At 66.1% G+C, this 21,189-nt stretch carries 18 protein-coding genes; 9 read left to right on the forward strand and 9 right to left on the reverse strand.

The window, feature by feature from the left end:
- Positions 1-18: 18 nt before the first annotated feature.
- Positions 19-1,311: a siderophore utilization protein FsrB gene (gene fsrB, locus ABIA45_RS08905; RefSeq protein ID WP_157284415.1), complete on the reverse strand. Its 1,293-nt coding sequence runs from the start codon at positions 1,309-1,311 to the stop codon at positions 19-21.
- A 212-nt stretch (positions 1,312-1,523) separates the two neighbouring features.
- On the reverse strand, positions 1,524-2,399 hold the full coding sequence (locus ABIA45_RS08910) for a helix-turn-helix domain-containing protein (RefSeq protein ID WP_404651741.1): 876 nt from the start codon (positions 2,397-2,399) through the stop codon (positions 1,524-1,526).
- A 255-nt stretch (positions 2,400-2,654) separates the two neighbouring features.
- Between ABIA45_RS08910 and ABIA45_RS08915 the strand changes: the two genes are divergently transcribed.
- From ABIA45_RS08915 to ABIA45_RS08935, 5 genes are all read left to right on the forward strand, one after another.
- Positions 2,655-3,869, forward strand: a complete 1,215-nt coding sequence (locus ABIA45_RS08915) for an amino acid ABC transporter substrate-binding protein (protein WP_404651742.1) — start codon at positions 2,655-2,657, stop codon at positions 3,867-3,869.
- A gap of 63 nt (positions 3,870-3,932) precedes the next feature.
- Positions 3,933-4,808, forward strand: coding sequence for a branched-chain amino acid ABC transporter permease (locus ABIA45_RS08920; protein WP_404651744.1), 876 nt, complete (start codon positions 3,933-3,935; stop codon positions 4,806-4,808).
- Entirely contained in the window at positions 4,805-6,475 is a 1,671-nt protein-coding gene (locus ABIA45_RS08925; RefSeq protein ID WP_404651746.1) for an ATP-binding cassette domain-containing protein, read from the forward strand. The genes ABIA45_RS08920 and ABIA45_RS08925 overlap by 4 nt, the downstream gene beginning before the upstream one ends.
- Complete coding sequence (locus ABIA45_RS08930) at positions 6,468-7,199, forward strand: ABC transporter ATP-binding protein (RefSeq protein ID WP_404651748.1); 732 nt, start codon at positions 6,468-6,470, stop codon at positions 7,197-7,199. The genes ABIA45_RS08925 and ABIA45_RS08930 overlap by 8 nt, the downstream gene beginning before the upstream one ends.
- Positions 7,200-7,234: 35 nt before the next feature.
- Complete coding sequence (locus tag ABIA45_RS08935) at positions 7,235-8,686, forward strand: aldehyde dehydrogenase (protein WP_404651749.1); 1,452 nt, start codon at positions 7,235-7,237, stop codon at positions 8,684-8,686.
- 51 nt (positions 8,687-8,737) lie between these two features.
- On the opposite strand, the gene ABIA45_RS08940 is transcribed toward ABIA45_RS08935, so the two are convergent.
- From ABIA45_RS08940 to ABIA45_RS08950, 3 genes are all read right to left on the reverse strand, one after another.
- On the reverse strand, positions 8,738-10,978 hold the full coding sequence (locus ABIA45_RS08940) for a TonB-dependent siderophore receptor (protein WP_404651751.1): 2,241 nt from the start codon (positions 10,976-10,978) through the stop codon (positions 8,738-8,740).
- Between the two features lie 328 nt (positions 10,979-11,306).
- Positions 11,307-13,295 (reverse strand): primary-amine oxidase, encoded by a 1,989-nt coding sequence (locus tag ABIA45_RS08945; RefSeq protein ID WP_404651753.1) that lies wholly within the window; start codon positions 13,293-13,295, stop codon positions 11,307-11,309.
- A gap of 15 nt (positions 13,296-13,310) precedes the next feature.
- The gene (locus ABIA45_RS08950) at positions 13,311-14,501 is read right to left on the reverse strand and encodes a serine hydrolase domain-containing protein (protein WP_404651755.1); all 1,191 of its coding nucleotides are present in this window, start codon (positions 14,499-14,501) and stop codon (positions 13,311-13,313) included.
- Positions 14,502-14,683: 182 nt separating this feature from the next.
- Here ABIA45_RS08950 and ABIA45_RS08955 point away from each other — a divergent pair, with 182 nt between their 5' ends.
- Positions 14,684-15,673 (forward strand): helix-turn-helix domain-containing protein, encoded by a 990-nt coding sequence (locus ABIA45_RS08955; RefSeq protein WP_404541126.1) that lies wholly within the window; start codon positions 14,684-14,686, stop codon positions 15,671-15,673.
- Positions 15,674-15,679: 6 nt separating this feature from the next.
- Here the strand turns inward: ABIA45_RS08955 and ABIA45_RS08960 are convergent, their stop codons facing one another.
- From ABIA45_RS08960 to ABIA45_RS08970, 3 genes are all read right to left on the reverse strand, one after another.
- Entirely contained in the window at positions 15,680-16,348 is a 669-nt protein-coding gene (locus ABIA45_RS08960) for a methionine ABC transporter permease (protein WP_404651757.1), read from the reverse strand.
- Positions 16,338-17,471: a methionine ABC transporter ATP-binding protein gene (locus tag ABIA45_RS08965; RefSeq protein ID WP_404541128.1), complete on the reverse strand. Its 1,134-nt coding sequence runs from the start codon at positions 17,469-17,471 to the stop codon at positions 16,338-16,340. The genes ABIA45_RS08960 and ABIA45_RS08965 overlap by 11 nt, the downstream gene beginning before the upstream one ends.
- Positions 17,472-17,699: 228 nt before the next feature.
- Positions 17,700-18,506, reverse strand: a complete 807-nt coding sequence (locus tag ABIA45_RS08970) for an enoyl-CoA hydratase/isomerase family protein (RefSeq protein ID WP_271542196.1) — start codon at positions 18,504-18,506, stop codon at positions 17,700-17,702.
- A 118-nt stretch (positions 18,507-18,624) separates the two neighbouring features.
- Here ABIA45_RS08970 and nthA point away from each other — a divergent pair, with 118 nt between their 5' ends.
- The 3 genes from nthA to ABIA45_RS08985 are packed head-to-tail and all read left to right on the forward strand — an operon-like array spanning position 18,625 to position 20,290.
- The gene (gene nthA, locus ABIA45_RS08975; protein ID WP_404651760.1) at positions 18,625-19,257 is read left to right on the forward strand and encodes a nitrile hydratase subunit alpha; all 633 of its coding nucleotides are present in this window, start codon (positions 18,625-18,627) and stop codon (positions 19,255-19,257) included.
- Complete coding sequence (gene nthB / locus ABIA45_RS08980) at positions 19,254-19,913, forward strand: nitrile hydratase subunit beta (RefSeq protein ID WP_275509875.1); 660 nt, start codon at positions 19,254-19,256, stop codon at positions 19,911-19,913. Before nthA ends, nthB begins: the two co-directional genes overlap by 4 nt.
- Positions 19,913-20,290, forward strand: coding sequence for a nitrile hydratase accessory protein (locus ABIA45_RS08985; protein WP_036028031.1), 378 nt, complete (start codon positions 19,913-19,915; stop codon positions 20,288-20,290). Before nthB ends, ABIA45_RS08985 begins: the two co-directional genes overlap by 1 nt.
- Positions 20,291-20,401: 111 nt before the next feature.
- Here ABIA45_RS08985 and queC read toward each other — a convergent pair whose 3' ends face one another.
- A complete protein-coding gene (gene queC / locus ABIA45_RS08990) occupies positions 20,402-21,115 on the reverse strand; it encodes a 7-cyano-7-deazaguanine synthase QueC (RefSeq protein WP_404541134.1) in 714 nt (237 codons plus the stop codon).
- Positions 21,116-21,189 lie beyond the last annotated feature (74 nt).

The raw sequence follows: 21,189 nt of genomic DNA on the forward strand, positions 1-21,189 counted from the left end.
TGGCGGAACGCGGGTGCCCTACTCTGCCGGCGTCAGTTGCTCCCGGTTCAGCCGCAGGGCTGCCGTCTCGCGCACGCGAACGCGGGCGCGGCGCTTGCGCCACCAGATCACGACGCCGGTGACAGAGAGCGCGGCGACCACGAGGCCCATCACCGAGATCAGGATGCGCCCGAACAGTCCGACGATGCGGCCCGAATGCAGCGGAAACTGGGCCTGCACGAAGATGTCGGCGGCGGTACCGACCCAGGGCAGCCGCTCGCCAATGGGGCGGCCGTCCTCGCTGTCGTAATAGAGCTGCGCCGGGCCCACGCCGCCGGCGCCGTGATCGTCGCCGGGATGGAAGAAGGCGGCGGCATAGACGCCATGGGCCGGGCCGTAGCTGAGCGCGCCGACCGGGGTGGTCCAGCCTCGCGCCTTGCCGTCGGCGGCCGCGCGGGCAGCAATCTCGGCGAACGTCATTTTGGGCTCGATCGGATTATCGAGATCGCGATAGGGCCGCTGCTCATAGGGTGTCGGGGTGTAGTTCGACACCATCTTCATCAGCGGCGAGAACACCTCGAAATAGAGGTTCAGCGAAAACGCGGTGAAGGCGATGATGAACAGCACGCCCCAGGTCCACAGGCTGAAGGCGCGGTGGATGTCGAAATTGATCCGGTAGGCGCTGCCCGAGGTCTTGATAGTCCAGGCCGGCGCCCAGCGCGCCCAGAAGCCGCGCTCGAGCTGGCGCGCGACTTCGGGCGCCCGCGCGGCCTTGGCGCGCCGGCGCGAGGGCAGCGTCAGGTAGAAGCCGACGAAGCAATCGATGGTCCAGATGATAGCAATGATGCCGAGCACGCGCATGCCCCAGCGGTCGCTGCCCCAGAATTCCGGGATGTGCATCGTGTAGTGCAGCTTGTAGAGAAACGAGACGAAGTTTTCGCGCGTGACGGGCCACACCGCGCCCCAATAGCGCCGGCCGAGCTCCGCACCGGTGTTGGGATCGAGGAAGACCTGATTGTAGTCGAGCGGGTAACGCTTGCCGGTCGCGGGGTCGATCCGCGGCATGACGAAGAACCACAGCGAGTGCCCCTCCTCCGGCGTCATGAAGAGATAGACGACGCGCGCACGCGGATCGCGCTGCTCGATCATCTTGGCAAGCTCGAGCGAGGGAATGGCCGGGCCCTTCGTCGAGACGTCGAACAGGTGGCTGTTGAGGACGTCGTCGAGCTCGTGATCCCAGGAGATGATCGCGCCGGTGATGCCGGAGAAGAACAGGAAGGCGGCCGTCAGCAGTCCCGCCCAGCGATGCAGTTTGCCGAATATCGCTCTCATCGCTCAGATCTCATTCCCACTGGACCCGGCCCCTCATTTGCCGGACCGCTTTTCGATTGGACTCGCCGCCGGCTGTTCAGCCGGTGGGCCTTCGGCCTAACGCACCGACCGTTGCAGTGCGAGAGGTCCGACATTAGAATTTGTCGAGACTGGCCAATAAGCTGCGCGACAAAGCGTCCATGCGTGATCGGCTGTTCGCGCAGCCGCGTGCGTTACGGCCAATCGGCAAAATTCAGCGTCGGTCTCGATCGCCCCGCTCTCGCGCGTGCCGCAACGCGCCGACGCCATACGCCCGGTGCCTCGCCGGTGTGCTTGCGGAAAAAGCGGCTGAAATAGGCGGTGTCCGTGAAGCCCAGCGCGAATGCGATCTGCTTGACGGCGATGGTTCCCGCCTCCAGCCGCGCCGCCGCTTCCCTGACCAGGCGCTGCTGAATCAGCTCGCTCGGCGAGCGCTTCAGCTCGCGGCTGCAGAGTGCGTGCAGGCGATCCGGCGTGGTGCCGAGTAGCCTCGCGTAATCGCTGACGCGCAGGTGCTGTTGATAGCGCTCCTCGAGCAACCTGCGGAACCGGCTCAGGATCTCGGTGCTGCTGCTCTCCTCGTTGCGGTTGCCGTCGCCAGCGAACAGGCGCCAGAATCGCAGCACGCACAGCGTCAGCTCCGCCGACATGATCGATGCTGCACCGCTGCGTGCGGGCGAGGCGATCTCGGCGGCGATCGCCGCGATCGAACGCGCGATCGTGGCCGCGAGATCGGCCTCGACCTGCAACGCCAGGATGCCGCCTGCGCCTTCGAGCGCGAGATAGGCCGCCTCCGCCGACGGCGGGAGATAGCGATGCCAGATACCGGCGCGCAATTGCAGCAGCTGCGCCGTCGTGCCTGCCGACACCTCCAGATAGTCGGCGGATCCTGCCGGGAGCCAGACCAGCGCGGGTCCGACCGTCCGCATGGTGCTGCCGGCCTGACCGATCTCAGCGGTCCCGCCGCCGGGAAGGCAGAGCAGATGAATGAACGGACGGGCCGCTTTCGAGATCAGCGTCCATCGCCGCGCGACGTAATGCGCCGCGATCAGCTCGGCGCCCACAGGCACAGCCCCACTCGGGACGGTTGCCGTTGCCGGATCTGAGCCCGCGACGCCTCGACGCACTTGGCCATCAAGGCCAGAAACGTCCAATCTTTCACCGGATTTGTCCATTGTGCGAGCAAAGCTTGGGATGCTTGCTAGGTCAAGTCCCGGTGGCGGCCGGCTCAATGATGCCGCCCTAGAGAAAGTCGGGATCAAGAGGAAACGACCACTCACTGCGATGCCGACCATCGCTTGAGTGCAACAGGAGGGAGACACGATATGTTTTCAGCGAACCGTCGAACGTTGCTGCGCGTCGCTGGCCTTGCGGCTCTGGCCGGAACGCTGGGGACGTCCTCGGCCGACGCGCAGGAGAAGATCCGGATCGGCTACGCCATTTCCAAGACCGGTCCTTATGCCGGCGGCGCCGGCATCACCACCCTGCCCAATTATGAGCTGTGGGTGAAGGACGTGAATGCCGCCGGCGGCATCAAGCTCGGCGACAAGAAGCTGCCGATCGAGGTGGTCGAATATGACGACCGCAGCAGCTCGGAAGAAGCCGTCAAGGCGATCGAGCGCCTCGCCAACCAGGACAAGGTCGATTTCATTCTTTCGCCGTGGGGCACGGGTCTCAATCTCGCGGTCGGCCCGACTCTGAACCGTCTGGGCTACCCTCACCTCGCGGTCACGTCGGTGACCGACAAGGCGCCGGAGCTTGCCAAGCGCTGGTCGAACGCGACGTTCTGGCTCGGGACGTCGGCCCAGATATCCGAGGGGCTCGCCGATCTGCTCGGCAAGCTGAAGAGCGAAGGCAAGATCGGGGCGAACATCGCGATGGTCAGCATCGCCGACCAGTTCGGCATCGAGCTGTCCGCCGCGGGCCGCGAGGCCTTCAAGAAGCACGGCTTCAAGCTCGGCTATGACAAGACCTATCCGATGGGCACGCAGGATCTCCAGCCTCTGTTGAAGGATGCGATCGCGTCGAACCCGGATGCGTTCGTCGCCTTCAGCTATCCGCCGGATACGATCGCGCTGACCGAGCAGGCGCAGCTGTTGAAGTTCAACCCGAAGGTTTTCTACGTCGGCGTCGGCACCGCGTTCCCGCTTTACAAGGGCAAGTTTGCCGCCAACAGCGACGGCGTGATGGGCATCGGCGGTTGGAATGCCGAGTCTCCGCAGCTGAAGGAGTATCTGGCGCGCCACAAGGCCGCCACCGGCAAGGAACCGGATCGTTGGGCGAGCTCGATCACCTATGCGAGCCTGCAGGTGCTCCAGCAGGCCATCGAAAAGGTCGGCAAGCTCGATCGCGCCGCTGTCGCGGCGGAAATCCGTGCGGGCACGTTCGAGACCATCATCGGCAAGGTCAAGCTGAAGGACGGGCTGCTTCAGGAGGTCTGGAGCGTCGGGCAGTGGCAGAACGGCGAGTTCTACGCCCTCGCACCGACCTCGCTGCCGGGCGCGCGTGCCGCGGTCGTGCCCAAGCCGCAGTGGCAGTAGGCTGGTTGGCAGGCCTTGCGTCGGCGAGGCCTGCCTGCCGTCCGCTCAAGGGGGCGCCGCTTCATGTTGCTTGTCGACATCATCCTGCCGGGCCTCGTGCTCGGCGGCATGTACGCGCTGATCGCGCTCGGGCTGACGCTGCAATATGGCGTGGCGCGGATCATGAACCTCTCCTATGGAGAGTCGCTGGTCGCGGCCGCCTTCGGCGCGTTCTCGCTCTATAGCGGCCTTGGGCTGAGCCCGCTCGCGGCGCTGCTGCTGGCGGTCCCGGTCGCGATGGTGCTGAACTGGCTGCTGTATCGCTTCCTGCTGGAACGGCTGATGCGGCGCGGCAAGGACCGGGGCGCGCAGGAGATCGACAGCATCCTCGTCACCTTCGGCGTGCTGTTCGTGATCCAGGGCGCCATGCTGGTCGCCTTTGGCGGCCAGTACTACAGCTATAGCTATCTCTCCATTCCGCTGACGATCATGGGCTCGACGCTTGCCGTCAATCGGCTTGTCGCGCTGCTGTTCGCGGCGCTGGTCGGCGGCGCCGTCTATCTCGCCCTCACCCGCACCAGGATCGGCACTGCGGTACGCGCCATCGCAGTCGATGCCAACGCCGCGCGTCTCGTCGGCATCGACGTCGCGGCCCTGTCGGGGCTGGCGTTTGCCTTTGGCGGCGGCCTCGTCGCCGTCGGCGGCGTGCTGATCAGCATGTTCCTCACCTTCAATCCCGCGATGGGCGTGGTCTTCACGATGAAGGCACTGGTCGTCGTCATCATGGGCGGTGTCGGCAACGTCATCGGTGCGCTGGTCGCCGGACTGCTGCTTGGTGTGGTCGAGACCGCGGTGGCGCGGCTGGTCGATCCCGGCCTGACGCTGGCTGCTACTTACGCCCTGTTTCTCGGCGTGCTCGTGATCAAGCCGACCGGCCTGTTCGGCAGGGCGGCGTCATGACGGGGCCCGTCCGGATTCTGCTGTGGTGCGCCGGCCTCGCCCTCGCCGCCTGCCTCGTCACCTATCCGCTCTATGCCAACGGCTATTATCTCGCGCTCGGCATCAGCGTGCTCTATTTCACGATCCTGGCGACCGCGTGGGCGATGTTCTCGGGCCCGACGCGCTACATCTCGCTTGCCACGGTCGCGTTCTTCGGGCTCGGCGCTTACACGGCTGCGGTGCTCGGCGAGACCATGCCCTGGCCGGTCGTGCTGCTGGCCGCAGCCGGCGTGGGCGCACTCACCGCCGCAATCACCGGGCTTTCGACGCTGCGGCTGTCCGGAATCTATTTCGTGATTTTCTCCTTCGGCCTGGCCGAGCTGATCCGGCAGCTCGTGATCTGGTACGAGGTCAACATCCACAAGTCGGTCGGCCGCTATCTCTTCAGCGCTGTGACGCAGGACGTTCTCTACTGGCAGCTGCTGGGCTTGACCGCGGTCGTCTTCCTGGTGGGCTGGATGCTCGGGTGCTCGCGCTATGGGCTGGCCCTGCGCGCCATCGGCGCCGACGAGACCGCGGCGAGCCATTCCGGCATCGATGCCACGCGGATCAAGCTCGGCGTCTTCATTCTGAGCGCGACCTTCATGGCGGTGACCGGCGCGGTCATGGCGCCACGCTGGACCTATATCGATCCGGCCATTGCGTTCAATCCAACCATCTCGTTCCAGGTCGTGATCATGGCCCTGCTGGGCGGCGCGGGCTCGCTGTTCGGGCCTGTGCTGGGCGTCATTCCCCTGGTCCTGCTGTTCGAGGTGCTGACCGCGACGCTGCCCAACCATTTTAGCATCGTGCTCGGCGTCATCTTCGTGTTCATCGTGATGGTGTTGCCGAACGGCGTGGTCGGCCTGTTCGGGGTGAGCCGCTGGCGCGTTCCGGCCGGCGGTCCTGCCACCGCGCCCGCCCGCGCGGGCGATGCACCGCTGCTCGCGGTCGACGGCGTCAGCAAATCGTTCAGCGGATTGCGCGCCGTCGACGGTGTCAGCTTCACGGTCACCACGGGCGAGATCATCGGCATCATCGGCCCGAACGGATCCGGCAAGACGACGCTGCTGAATACGCTGTCCGGGGCGCTGCGGCCCTCCTCGGGCACGATCCGGCTGGGCGGCATCGTCCTCAACGGTATGCGCGCGCACCAGATCGCGCGCCTTGGCCTTGCGCGCACGTTCCAGCTGGTGCGCGTGATGCCGGACCTGACGGTGGCCGAAAACGTTGCGGCGGCGCGGCTGTTCTCGACCTCGAACGGCTCGGGCGCAACGGCAAGCGAGCTGCTGGATCTCGTCGGGCTCGGCAAGCTGCAGGAAGCGCCCGCGAGCGAGCTGACCTATATCGACCAGAAGCGGCTCGAGCTTGCCCGCGCGCTGGCGCTGCAGCCGCGCCTTGTGCTGCTCGACGAATGGCTGGCGGGTCTCAATCCGAGCGAGCTCGAGACCGGCATCGCGCTGATCGCGAAATTGCGCGATCGCGGCCTCACCATCATCATGGTCGAGCATGTCATGGATGCGATCCGAGCGCTGTGCAGCCATTGCATCGTCATGAATGCCGGCAGCGTGATCGCGCGCGGCGCGCCGGAGGCCGTGTTGTCCGATCCAAAAGTCGTTGCCGCCTATCTCGGAGGCGACGATGCTTGAGGTCGCCGCCCTCTCCCACTTCTATGGCAAGCACCAGGCTCTCGCCGACATTGCGCTTGCTATCGGGCAAGGCGAGATCGTCGCGATCCTCGGCGCCAACGGCGCCGGCAAGTCCACCTTGCTCAAGAGCATCGCCGGTCTGGTCAAGCCCGCGCCGGGCGCAACGATCCGGTTCGAGGGACATCACATTGGCGAACTGCCCGCCCATCTGATCGTGGAGCGCGGCATCGCGCTGGTGCCCGAAGGCCGTGGCGTGTTCGGCGATCTGACGGTTGCCGAGAATCTGCAGCTCGGCGCCTACCCCGCCCGCGCCCGCGCAGGCGAGGCAGACCGGCTCGCGAGGATCCAGCGACTGTTCCCGCGCCTTGCCGAGCGCATGGCCCAGGCCGTTCGCACCATGAGCGGCGGCGAGCAGCAGATGGTGGCGATCGGCCGGGCGCTGATGTCGAACCCGCTGCTGCTCCTGCTCGATGAGCCCTCGCTCGGCCTGTCGCCCCTGCTCAGCCGCGAGGTCTTCCGCGCGTTGGCGGAGATCCGTAGCAGCGGCCTCAGCGTGCTGCTGGTCGAGCAGAATGCGCGGGCAAGCCTCGACATCGCCGATCGCGTCTACCTGATCGAGTCCGGCCGCAACGCCGGCAGCGGGCCGGCCAGTGCGATGAAGAACGATCCGGAGGTCCAGCGCGCCTATCTCGGCAAGGCGCGCGTGGCCCCGTCCCCAAGATAATCACTCAACCCCGCCTGCAACCTTTGGAGTGCTTCATGAACGCGATCGACCTTCTCATCGGCGGCAAGGACCAGTCGGCAAGTAATCAACGCACCTTCCAGCGCCACAACCCGATCTCCGGCGACGTCGCGACCATCGTGGCGGCGGCCTCGATCGACGACGCGATGCGGGCCGCGGACGCTGCGGCCGCCGCCTTCCCGGCCTGGTCACAGCTCGGTCCGTCCGAGCGCCGCAAGCGGCTCAATGCGGCCGCCGACATCCTCGCACGCCGGGCCGCGGAATTCACCGCGCTGATGGTCGCCGAAACCGGCGCCACCGCGGGCTGGGCCGGATTCAACGTGCACCTGGCCGAAGGCATGCTGCGCGAAGCCGCGGCGATGACGACGCAGATATCCGGCGAAGTCATTCCGACCGACAAGCCCGACAACCTCGCCATGGCGTTTCGCCAGCCGGTCGGCGTGGTGCTCGGCATCGCGCCCTGGAACGCTCCCGTGATCCTCGGCGTGCGATCGGTCGCGATGCCGCTCGCCTGCGGCAATACCGTGGTGCTGAAGGCGTCCGAGATGAGCCCGGGCGTGCATCGTCTGATCGGAAGCTGCCTGGCGGAGGCCGGCCTCGGTGACGGCGTCGTCAATGTCGTGACCAACGCGCCCGAGGATGCGCAGGCGGTGGTCGAGGCGCTGATCGCCCATCCTGCGATCCGCCGCGTCAATTTCACCGGCTCGACCCGCGTCGGCCGCCTCATCGCACTCGCATGCGCAAAGCACCTAAAGCGCGCGCTGCTGGAGCTTGGCGGCAAGGCCCCGCTCGTGATCCTCGACGATGCCGATCTCGACGCTGCCGTGAATGCGGCAGCGTTCGGAGCCTTCATGAACCAGGGGCAGATCTGCATGTCGACCGAGCGGATCGTGGTCGACGACAAGGTGGCGGACGCCTTCATCGCCAAGTTCGCCGCCAAGGCCAGGAGCCTTCCCTTCGGCGATCCCCGCAAGGGCAATGTCGTGCTCGGCTCGCTGGTCAGTGACGCCGCCTGCGAGCGCGTCCGGGGCCTGATCGACGATGCCGTCGCCAAGGGCGCCGTGCTTGCTGCCGGCGGCCACGGCAGCGGCACCATCATGCCCGCCACCATCGTCGATCATATCACGCCGGCGATGCGTATCTATGGCGAGGAGAGCTTTGGTCCGGTCGTGACCGTGGTGCGCGTGAGCGGGATCGACGAAGCCGTGCGCGTGGCCAACGACACCGAATACGGCCTCTCCTCGGCCGTGTTCGGCCGCGACATCGCCCGTGCGCTCGGCGTTGCCAGGCGGATCGAGGCCGGCATCTGCCACGTCAACGCCCCGACCGTGCATGACGAGCCCCAGATGCCGTTCGGCGGCACCAAGGCGTCAGGCTATGGCCGCTTCGGCGGCAAGGCCGCAATCGACGAGTTCACCGAGTTGCGCTGGATCACCCTGCAGACCGGGCCCCGGCACTATCCGTTCTGATCGGCGGATGCAGGTCCGGCCTCCAAGGCCGGACCGTCCCTCGGATTGTGCTCACCAGCGGTAGGTCAGCCTGGCGATGGCTTTCCGCCCTTCCGCGTAGAAGCAGCCCGACATGCTGTAGCATGCGGCGACATAGCGGGTGTCGGCGAGATTGGTGACGTTCAGTGCCAGGCGCCAATTGTCCCTGTTGTAGGCCAGCAGCGCGTCGAGAACGGTCGACGATCCCACCTTGAACGTGTTGGCCTCGTCGCCCCAGGTCGCGCCGACATAGCGGATGCCGCCGCCGAATTGCAGGCCCGCGAGCGGCCCGTTCTGCAGCGTATAGTCGCTCCACAGCGAAGCGCGGTTGAGCGGCACCGTAGTTGGCGCCTTGCCGACATTCACCGGATCCTGCGTGACCATGGCGTCGACATAGGCATAGGCGGCGCGCAGGTTCCAGCCATCGGCGAGCGACATCGTGCCTTCGAGCTCGATGCCGCGCGACTTCACCTGCCCGATCTGTTCGTAAAAGGTGGCCGCGGGCACGTACACGGCGACGTTGTCGCGCGTCAGGTCGAAGGCGGCGAAGGTGAACAGCGCGTTCCAGCCGACCGGCTGGTACTTGACGCCGACCTCGTATTGGACGCCGGTCTCGGGATTGAGCATCTGTCCGCCAAAGCCGGTCGCGAGCAGCGGCAGGAACGATTCCGAGTAGCTGAAATAAGGCGCGATGCCGTTGTCGAAATTGTACATCACGGCGGCTCGGCCGGTGAAGGCCGAGGCGTCCTTCGCGGCCGTCGTGTTGGCGATACCGTTGTCGACCTGCGTCGTCACGAAATCCTGGCGGCCGCCGAGCTGGAACGAGAGCCGGCCGAGCTTGATCTGATCCTGCGCATAGACGCCGACCTGAGACTGCTTGACCCCCGTGTTGTCGTAGATGGCGCCAATGGCGTAGTCGTAGCTGTAGTTCGGGCTGAAGACGTTGATCTCGGCGGATGAGGTCGTGACGCTGAAGGCGGTGTCGCGGAAGGACGTGTTGCGGTAGTCGACGCCGACCAACGTGGTGTGGCTGAAAATGCCGGTGGTGAACTTGCCCTGGAGCTGGTTGTCCACGGCGAATGAGTTGATGTAGGTGTTGCTGTAGCTGCCATAGCGCGCGAGCTGCCCTGCGGCTTCGTTGGTATAGCCGCCGCCGTAAAACACCTTCTCCTCGTTGTGCTGATAGGCGTAGCGCAGATTTTGCCGGAACGTGATGTTGTCGGTGAAATTGTGCGCGAGCTGGTAGCCGACGGTTGCGATCTCGGTGTTGAACGCGTCGAAGCCCGGCACGCCCGCGAAGAACGAGACCGGGATGGTGCGGCCGTTGTTCTGCCACACCGTGCCCGACGCCGGCAGGAACTGAAGGCCCCACCCTGCCCGGTCCCGCTGATAGTTGGCGAGCAGGGTGATGGTGGTGTCCTCGTTCGGCTTGAACGTCACCGCGGGCGCGATGAAGACTCGGTTGTCCTTGCTGAAGTCCACCTGGGTCTGTCCGTCACGCACGACGCCGGTCAGGCGCCACAGCACCGTCCCTTCCTTGTTGGCGGGGCCGCCGATGTCGAACTGGCCCTGATAGCGGTTGAAGCTGCCGCCGGAGATCGAGACCTCGCCGAACTGCTGCGCCGTCGGCAGCTTGGTCACGTAGTTGAGAACGCCGCCGGTGCCGCTGCCGCCATACATCGCGGAGGACGGACCCTTGAGCACCTCGATGCGCTCGGCCCCATAGGGCTCGAGGCCATTGAAGTGTACGTAGTTGCTGGAGGGAATGCGCAGGCCGTCGACGAAGAGGCCCGGCATCGTCATGTCGAAGCCGCGGATCTGGAGGCCGCCGAAGCGCGTGTCCGAGCCGCCATTGACGTCGCCGCTGACGCCGGCGGTGTAGCGCAAGGCTTCGCCGATCGAGACCGCGCCCTGGTTTCTGATCTGATCGGTGGTGATGACCGACACCGACTGCGGCGTTTCGATCAAGGGCGTATCGGTCTTGGTGGCGGTGCCGCTGCGCGTCGCGACGAAGCCGCGTACCGGGCCATTGGCGCGCTCGCCCGTTGCACCGTTCGATGCTGCCGACTGAGGTGGCGCAGCCTGCTGCACCGGGGCGCTGCGGTTGGCGCGTGCAGTACGTGTCGCCGCCGCCCTTCGCGACGACGCAATTGCCGCCGGACGAGCGCGCTGCGCCGGCGCTTCGACGGTGACCGGAGGAATCTGCGTCTGGGCCTGGGCAGAGCCGAAGGGCGCGGCGAGGGCGAATGTGCTGGCCGCGCCAAGGAAGAGCATCTGAATCTGTCGGCGGCGCGTGTTCTTACGCGAAGAAGGTTGGAAATCGGTCACGTCTGTTGAGCCCCACGCACTGCCGGCTTTGCCGGTATCGTTCTTGATGACCCGCCCTAACTCGGGCGGTTTCGGAGTGCGATAGGAACAGCGTTAGAATTTCTCCAGACGTGTGCACAGCACCTGCGAGGCATGCGCTCATGCGCGCTGCTTCTTTGGGATTGGAATCCCTCTAAAATGATTCTGTCAGTGTGCTAGGAGCCCGACCGGATGCGACGGCGCGCGTCGCGCAATCAGCGTTGCGACCAAAGCCAGGGGTGCGAGCGGATGAAGGTCACGTCCGGTCCGCGTGACAACAGGTCGTGCTCTTCTCGCCAGCCAGCACGCTGCGGCTGTTGCGGTCCGGCGGGAGGTCGCCAGCCGCATTCGCCGAAAAGAATCCGGTTGGCTTCAACACGAAGCCGGCATATTCCACCGGCATGATCGGAAAGTCTTCGGGCTTGCAGACATGGGTGTGGCCGAAAGAGTGCCACACCACGATGTCGGCATTCTCGATGTTGCGATTCTGCGCGGCATAGCGCGGCAGGCCGTCACCGCCGGCGTGAACGTTGGGATAGTCGCCGCTGGCGTATTTCTCGGCCGGATCGAATGCAGTCACCCAGACATGCTTGGTGGCAAAGCCGCCGCGCTTGCGCACATAGCTGCCCTCCTGCGCCAGCATCAAGGGGCTCGGATTGATGACGAGCTTGTAGGCCGGTGCACCGCCGACCGAGTTGGTCTCGTTCGGATTACTGATCTTCCAGAACCGGCCGGTCTCGCCATTGGCGACCGCCGCGGCGTCGCGCTCGCGCGACAGCACGCGCGTGGTGGTGTCGAACACGTTGCCGTGCGGATTGTCATCGCCCCAGGGCCGCGGCACGAACTCGTGCTCCGTCACCGTGTTACCGCCGCCGTCGAGATCCATATGCAGGCGGACGTTGAAGAAGTGCTGGTGCGTGGGGCCGCCGAGATTATCGTCGACCATGCCACCCCATCGGTACTTTTCGCCCAACTGGACCGCGGCGGTCTGGATGATGCCAGTGAGTTTCGTCTCCAGCTGAATCGTGCCGTCCTGATAGAGATACCAGTAGAAGCCGTAATCGTAATTGCCGACGGTGGCGAAGAACGAGATCACGAGCCGCCGGGATCTCCGCACCTCGAACAGGCCGTTGCGGAACTCGTAGTGCTTCCAGGCAATCCCGTAATCCTCCTCATGCATGCAGATCGCGTTCTGCATGACGAAGGGCTCGCCCTTGCTGTCGGCTGCGGGCACGTCGAAATAATGGATGTTGCCGAGACAGTCGCAGCCCAGCTCCAGCGCGTTGGCGAGCATGCCGAGCCCGTATTCGCCGGCATCGAAGGCCGACTTCCAGAAATGGTTCGCGGTCGGATCGGCATAAGGCACCACCATCTCGGTGACGCTGGCGCGGTGGATCAGCGACCGCTTGCGCGCGCCGTCCTGGTAGGCGAGCTGATGCAGCACGAGGCCCTCGCGCGGCGTGAAGCCGACGCGGAAGCTCCATTTCTGCCAGTCGACTTTCCAGCCGTCGACCTTGAAGCTCGGCCCTTCCGGCTGCTCGATATGCAGCGGCTTGATGTCGGTGCGCGCGTTTGGCACCTCATGTGCGCCGTAGTTCCGCTTCTTGCGCGGAATCGGCACGATGGGATCTTCATCCGTGAGCTCGATGACCTTGCCCCCGATGAGGTCGACCACTGCGACCACGCCCTCGATCGGATGGGCGTAGCCGTTGTCCTGGAGATGCTCGCGAAAATAGCTGACGGCCCGCACAATGCGGGCGCCGCGCTCGAACTCCTTGTCGAAGAATCCGGAGGAGAACGGATCGACCTGGACCAGCTCGATGTCGTTGTCGGTCAGCCCGCGCCGAACCATCGCCGCCCGCCAAGCGGGATCGGCCTTCACCACGGCATCGCACTTGAAGAACTCTTCCAGCATCACCGGCGGCTGCCCATAGGGCGCCTCGCGGTTCGGCACGACCTTGCGGCCGACGATCTCGCCGCGGCCGAGGTCAACGATATGCTCGATCGCCTCGCCCGTGGCGACGTCGAGCGTCAACGCGAAGGCGCGGCGCTCCACCTCGCCTGCGGCCAACTCCTGCTTCGTGGGCTCCTCCAGCCGCACCGTCGGGAAACGGCAGTTCGCCGCCGAGGTGGCCGCCGCCCGCACCAAAGCGCAAGCCGCGGTGATCTCGTCGGCCGTCAGCGGATCGAGCGGATGCGGTGTCGCGGTCTGCGCTCGCGGTTGGGCTTTGGCGGTTTCAAGCATGAGGACGTCCAAATATCAGGCGAGATGTGCGGTGATGGCGCGGAAGGCAGCAAACCAGCGCTGGTCGATCGGCACGTCCATTGCCTTGGGCTGTGTTGCGAGCTTGACGATGACGGTGTCGGAGTCGAGGTCGACATAGAGGTGCTGGCCGTGAATGCCGATCGCGGTGAGCGCGTTGCGCGAAGGATCGATGGTGAACCATTTGCTGCGGTAGCGCGCACCCGGGAAGAACTCGGCGAGGTCGCCATCGGCCCACGCCTTGGGATCACCGTTCTCGCGGATGTCGTCGATCCACCAGCCCGGCACCACCTGCCGGCCCTCGACGACGCCGCGGCAGCGGATCATCTCGCCGAAGCGGACGAGATCGCGCGCCGTGACCGAGATGCCGCCGGCAATGCGGCCCATGCCGTGGCTATCGAGTGTGAGAGAGCCGTCCTCCTCCGCGCCCAGGGGCTGCCAGAGAAACTCGGAGAGAATGAGATGGTAGGGCATCCCGCAGGCGCGTTCATACACCCAGCCGAGCACCTCGGTATTGGGCGAGACGTAGTGGAACACCTTGCCGTGCGGTTTGCCGCTGCCGCGCAGCGTCGTCAGATAAGCGCGCTGATGGCTGGGCTCGACGCCCGGCGGCGGCACGTCCCAACCCGAGGAGAACCGATAGCGCGCGAGGTCGCCGGCGGGGTCCTCGTAATCCTCCTCGAACTTGATAGCGACGGCCATGTCGAGCAGGTTGCGGACGGTGCAGCCGGCGTAGACCGATGTCTCCAGCTCCGGCACGTAGCGCAGCACCCTCGCCTCTGGATCGACCAGGCCGCGCGCGGCCAGCACGCCGCCGAGCGTGCCAGCGATCGCCTTGCTGATCGAGCAGATCAGATGCGGCGTGGTCGCGCTCATGCCGTCACCGTACCATTCATGGATCAGCGTGCCCTGATGCATCACGAGGAGCGTGTCGGCAAACGTTTCGCGCAGCGCACATTCGATCGTGGTCGCTTTGCCATCAGGCCCGGTGAAGCCGAGCTTTGCCAGTTCGCGCGGGGCGCTTCTCATCGGCGTCGGCCGGGCGGAGCGGCGGATCTCTGCGGTCGGCAGCACTTCGCGGGTGTGGGTAAAACCCCAGCGGATCGCGGGAAAGCTGCGCCAATTGGCGCGCGTCACCTGAGCCTCGGGTGCGGGCGGGATGCCGCGCATGACATCGGTCGGTCGCATCTCGATCTCTCCGCGAAGCGCCGTTCCGGCTGCGATGTCGGAACGGCAGGACGTAAGCCTGCACCGCGGCGCTCTCAGGCGTTATCGAGATCCGGCAATATTTTGCTGGACAGCGTCTATGGCCGTGCCAGTCTGGCGCGGTTCCTGCTCAGTGCTGGGCTCAAGGATTTCGACGTATTGCCATGGCCTTAAGGGCAACTCTTCCGATTCAGGACTCGGCTGCCAGCCTGCTCCAGGCGAACAGCACGGATGTCGATGAGCATTGCGCAAGCCTCGGCCGCTGGCGGCTGAGCTACGACCAGATCAGCGCCGGCGCGTTCCGGGGCAGCTTCACGCAACTCTCCTTGCCCCGGCTGGAGGTGTTCCGCGAGATCACCAGCCAGCAGGTCCGTCAATATGGCCAGCTTGGCGCCGACAGTTTTGGCATCGGCCTGCCATGGCACGGCGACAGCGAGCTCAGCTTCAACGGGACCGGTGCCAGCGGCGCCCGCGTCCTCGCCAGCATCGACGCCGAGATCGACATGTGTACGCCGAAAGCCTTCGAGCTGCGCGGCGTCGTTGCCAGCACGGTGTTGATCGCAGAGCTCGCCGCCCGGCTCGACATCGAGCTGCCGCGCACCGCCTGGCACCGGCTGCAGATGATCGAAATGGCGGAAGCGCCGGTCGCGCGGCTGCGGGCGCATCTGGCCGCCATTCAAGCGACGATCACGACCGCTCCGGCAACGTTCAACGATCCGGCGGCGCGGCTGGCCCTGGAAGACGCCCTCCTCGTCGAGATCATGGACATGCTGCCGACCGCACGCCCGAGCGATCCCGGCCGCAGCGCGGCGGCTCGGAAGCGAACCGTGGATCGTGCCCGCGAGCTGATGCATGGCAGGGGCGATCGCTCGCTCTCGCTGCTGGAGGTCTGCAAGGCCGTCGGCGCCAGCCCGCGCAAGCTCGGCTATTGCTTCCAGGAGGTTTTGGGTACGAGCCCGATGCACTATTGGCGCGCGATGCGGCTGAACCGTGTGCGGCGCGATCTCAAGGGCGCCGGCGGCAACGAGACCTCGGTCTACGACGTCGCGGTGCAGCACGGCTTCTGGCACTTCAGCCAGTTCTCGCTCGACTACAAGCGCCACTTCGGCGAGCTGCCCTCGCAGACGCTGCGTCGCGCGAGGTGTGCCGCCTGATCGGATTCAGCGATGCCGCAACCGGCGATTGACCCGGCGCGCCAGGTAATCGCCGGCGCTCTGGACGACGATCTGCACCAGTGCGATCAGCACGACCACGACGGCCAGCATCATCTCCGGCATGAAGCGCTGGTAGCCGTAGCGGATGCCGAGATCGCCAAGGCCGCCGCCGCCGACTGCGCCGACCATGGCGGAATAGCCGAGTAGGCTGACCACCGCGAGCGTCAGCGCCAGCAGCAGTCCCGGCAGCGCCTCCGGGATCAGGACCTTGAGCACGATCTGGAGCGGTGAAGCGCCGAACGAGGACGCGGTCTCGATCAGGCCGCCGTCGACCTCGCGGATCGCAGCCTCGACGAGCCGCGCGATGAACGGCGTCGAAGCGATCGTTAGCGGCACGATAGCGGCCGTCGAGCCGATCGAGGTGCCGGCAACGAGGCGCGTGAACGGGATGATGGCGACGACGAGGATGATGAAGGGCGTCGAGCGTGTCGCATTGACGACGATGCCGAGCACGCGATTGACGATGGGCGCCGCGAACAGCTCGCCTTTGCGGCTGGTGGCCAGGAACACGCCGAGCGGCAGGCCGAAGGCGGTGCCGAGCAGCGCCGCGATGCCGACCATGTACAGGCTTTCGAAGGTAGCCTGGACGATCAGGTTGATGAGTTCAGGCGACATAGCCGAGACGCTCCGCCGAGAGTTGATATTGAGAGAGCCAGGCGAGCGTCACCGCGTCCTCGCCGACGGGAATGCCGAGCGTCAGCGAGCCCACGTGCTGGCCGCCGATCTCGTCGATGCGCGCCGACAGCAGCGACACGTCGAGCGCTAGCTCACGCGCGAGCCGCGCCACCACGGTGTCGCCGGCCCCTGCCCCGCGCACCTGGATCCGGATCACGGCCTGCCCGCCGGCAGGCCGCTCCGAAACGATCCGGCTCGCCAGCGACACCGGCAGGCTGTCGCCGATCACCTCCGCCAGGAAGGACTGCGTGATCGGATGTCTTGGCTGCGTGAAGATATCGGCGACATGGCCACTCTCGACCACGCGGCCGGCGTCCAGCACCACCACCTCCTTGGCGAGCTGGCGCACCACGGACATCTCGTGGGTAATCAGCACGATGGTCACGCCGAGCTCGCGGTTGATGTTCGCAAGCAGATCGAGGATCGCGCGCGTGGTCTGCGGATCGAGTGCCGAGGTCGCCTCGTCCGACAGCAGCACGCTTGGCCGCGTCGCCAGCGCGCGGGCGATGCCGACGCGCTGCTTCTGGCCGCCGGACAGTTCGGAAGGATAGCGGTCGTGCTTGTCGGCGATGCCGACCAGCGCGAGCAGCTCGGCGACGCGGGCCTTGATGTCGGTCTTGGTCCAGCCGGCGATCTCGAGCGGCAGCGCGATGTTGTCGGCGGCGGTTCGCGAGGACAGCAGATTGAAGTGCTGGAAGATCATGCCGATCGAGCGCTGCGCCAATCGAAGCTCGCGGCCGGTCAGCGCCGAGATATCGCGGCCGTCGACGATCACACGGCCCGTGGTCGGTTTCTCCAGGCCGTTGATCAGCCGGACCAGGCTCGACTTGCCGGCGCCAGAGCGGCCGATCACGCCGGTGATGGAGCCGCGCGGAATGGCGAAGTCGATGTCTTGCAGCGCGTTGACGCCGGGCTTGCCGCGATAGGCCGGATAGGTCTTGGAGATGCCGGCGAAACGGACCATCGCGTCCGGCTCGGCGGGCGCGGGTGAAATCGCTTCGAGCGTTTCGATCGGTCGTCCGATCGCGAGCGATTGGTGGGCATTCATGGAGACGGCCTTCATGCACGATAGCTCGGTCACCCGCATGCCCAGGGCACATGGGAACCGGTCGCGTCTCTGCGACGTGGTGAAAATGGCGACGAGGGCTCAATCGAGCGCGCTGCACCGCAGCACGCACCTTCGCTCTTTCTGGCCTTCCTTGCAATCTCAGATATTTGGAAGGACGTGGACGAAATTCTCCCGATCGTCTCCTGACGAGGAAGATTTATCCGCCGAATATCGGCGCTGTGATCACCGACCCCGGAACCGCGGCTTGCGGCGCGTCAGGAACGCCTCCACGCCTTCCTTGTGGTCTTCGCTGAGGCTGGCGAGCGCGAACTGATCGACATCCATGTGGCTTGCAAGATCGTCCAGCGCATGCGCGAGCCGGTTGACGGTCAGCTTGGTCATGGCGACGGACAGCGGCGGTTGCGCGGCAACCTTGCGGGCAAGCTCCATGGCGGCATCGAAGGCATGGCCGGGATCCGCCACCTGCTCGACGAGCCCCCATTCATAGGCCTCGTCCGCGCTGATGCGCTGGTCGGCCAGGATCACTGCCTGCTTGGTGCGGGCCGGCCCGATCAGATGCAGCATGCGCGGGATGCCCTGCCAGCTCATATTCATGCCGAGCCCGATCTCGGGCACGCGCAGATGCGCATCGCGCCCCATCACCCGGAAATCGAGCGCCACCGCGAGGGCGACGCCGCCGCCGACGCAAAAGCCTTCGATCGCGGCGATCGTGATCTGCTCCATGTCCTGCCAGGCTTGGGTGAGGCGCGGCCCGAGCTTGAGGTGCCGCCGCAGCGCGCCGAGGTCCATCTCCTTGCGCGAGCGTCCCTCGGCGTCCTTGAGATCGAAGCCGGCGCTGAAGGCGCCCGAGCTGCCGGTCAGCACGACGACCGAGGTCGCTGCATCGTCCTCGAAGCTGCGCGCGGCCGCCGTGAGTTGGCGCAGCGCCTCCGGCGAGAGCGCGTTGATGCCGTCGCCACGGTCGAAGCGCACGACCGCGATCCGGCCCTCCGGTCCGAGACCCTTCTCGATCTTCACGTAATCGGTCACCATCATCTCCACGCTGTTTGCGGGATGCTAGCGTACAAGTGCCCTCACGCATACGTGCCAGGACTGCGCTGCAACGAGCCCTCGACAGCCCCTAGCCATTGCGCCTATCTTCCGCGGCATGAGCCAAGAACACGACCATCATCACCACGATCACGATCATTCCGAGCTGTCCGAGACCGAGCTGCGCGTGCGCGCGCTCGAGACGATCCTGACCGAAAAAGGCTATGTCGAGCCGGCCGCGCTCGATGCCATCATCCAGGCCTATGAGACCAAGATCGGCCCGCACAATGGCGCGCGCGTCGTTGCAAAGGCCTGGACCGATCCGGCGTTCAAGACGGCGCTGCTGCAGGACGGCTCCAAGGCCATCGGCACGCTCGGCCATGTCAGCCGCGTCGGCGATCATCTCGTCGTGGTCGAGAACACGCCCGAGCGGCACAACATGGTCGTGTGCACACTGTGCTCTTGTTACCCCTGGGAAATGCTCGGGCTGCCGCCGGTCTGGTACAAGGCCGCGCCCTACCGCTCGCGCGCGGTAAAGGATCCGCGCGGCGTGCTCGCCGATTTCGGGGTCGCGCTGCCCAAGGACATCGAGATCCGGGTGTGGGATTCCACGGCCGAGACGCGCTTCCTGGTGCTGCCGATGCGCCCCGCGGGCACGGAAGGCTGGAGCGAGGAGCAGCTCGCCGACCTCGTGACGCGCGATTCCATGATCGGCACCGGTTTCCCCAGGACGCCGGGAGCACCGTCGTGAACGGCGTGCACGACATGGGCGGCATGGACGGGTTCGGCAAGGTCGAGCCCGAGCCGAACGAGCCGATGTTTCACGAGGAATGGGAGTCGCGCGTGCTGGCCATGGTGCGCGCGATGGGCGCGGCCGGCGCCTTCAACATCGACACCTCGCGCTTCTATCGCGAGACCTTGCCGCCGCATGTTTACCTGTCGAGCTCCTATTACAAGAAATGGTTTCTCGGGCTCGAGGAGATGCTGATCGACAAAGGCTATCTCACCCGCGAGGAGGTCGCCGCCGGCCATGCGATGCAGCCTGCAAAGGCGCTCAAGCACGGCAAGTTCGACCGCGCCAATGTCGAGCGCGTGATGGTGCGCGGCAAGTTCGGCCGCCCTGCCCCGGCTCCGGCGAAATTCAACATCGGCGATCGCGTCCGCGCCAGGAATATTCACCCTGCCACGCACACGCGGCTGCCGCGCTATGTGCGCGGCCATATCGGCGTGGTCGAGCTGAACCACGGCTGCCACGTCTTTCCGGATACGGCGGCGATGGAGCGCGGCGAGAACCCGCAATGGCTCTATACCGTGGTGTTCGAGGGCCGCGATCTCTGGGGCGAGGACGGCGATCCCACGCTGAAGGTCTCGATCGACGCGTTCGAGCCCTATCTGGAGCCGGCGTGATGAGCAGCGCGCTTGCGGCCGCCGCGACGGCGGCGATCCCGAGCATTCCGTGCGACGACGACGGCCCGGTGTTCCGTGCGCCCTGGGAGGCGCATGCCTTCGCGATGGCCTTGAGCCTGCACGAGCGCGGCGTATTCACCTGGCCGGAATGGGCCGCAGCACTCGCCGACGAGATCAAGCGCGCCCAGGCCGCCGGCGACCCCGATACCGGCGAGACCTACTATCTGCACTGGCTCGCCACGCTGGAGGGCCTCGTCGCCCGCAAGGGCGTCGCGTCGATGGAGACGCTGCACCGCTATCGGAATGCGTGGGACCACGCCGCGGATCGCACGCCACACGGCAAGCCGATCGAGCTCAGGCCAGAGGATTTTGGCTAGCTGATCGCTCCGTCGTCATTGCGAGCGCAGCGAAGCAATCCAGAATCCCTCCGCGGTGACAGTCTGGATTGCTTCGTCGCAAGGGCTCCTCGCAATAACGACAGAGCGAGCCTACCGTCCCGCCACGTACTCGTTCCACCCCTTCGCCCGCAAACTGCACGCGGGGCACTCGCCGCAGCCATGACCCCATTCGTGCAGCGCGCCGCGTTCGCCGAGATAGCAGGTGTGCGACTGCTCGCGGATCAAATCGACCAGCCCGTCGCCGCCAAGGTCGTGCGCCAGCTTCCAGGTCGCGGCCTTGTCGATCCACATCAAGGGCGTGTGCAGCTCGAACTGCTTGGCCATGCCGAGCGAGAGCGCGGCCTGCATGGCGCGGACGGTCTCGTCACGGCAATCGGGATAGCCGGAATAATCGGTCTCGCACATGCCGCCGACGATGTGGCTGATGCCGCGCCGGTAGGCCAGCGCCGCGGCGAAGGTCAGGAACACGAGGTTGCGGCCCGGCACGAAGGTGTTCGGCAGGCCGTCCGCGCCCATCGCGATCGCGACGTCGCGGGTCAGCGCCGTCTCGGACACCGCCGCCAGCGTCGGGATCGACAGCGTGTGGCTCTCGCCGAGCCTTGCAGCCCAATCGGCGCGCAGGGCCTTGATGCCGTCGAGCAGGCGGTCGCGGCAGGCAAGCTCGATGGCGTGGCGCTGGCCGTAGTCGAACCCCAGCGTCTCCACGCGCGCGAAGCGGCTCAGCGCCCAGGCGAGGCAGGTGGTGGAATCCTGGCCGCCGGAGAACAGCACCAGCGCGGTTTGTGAGGAAAATGCATCACTCATGGCCCGCGCTTTAGCATCGCGCGACTTGCCCGCCAATCGGTGGAAATCGGCCAGTTCCGCCGCCTTGCGCTGGG

Origin of the sequence: Bradyrhizobium sp. USDA 336 (assembly GCF_044908355.1) — a bacterium.
GTDB lineage: Bacteria > Pseudomonadota > Alphaproteobacteria > Rhizobiales > Xanthobacteraceae > Bradyrhizobium > Bradyrhizobium yuanmingense.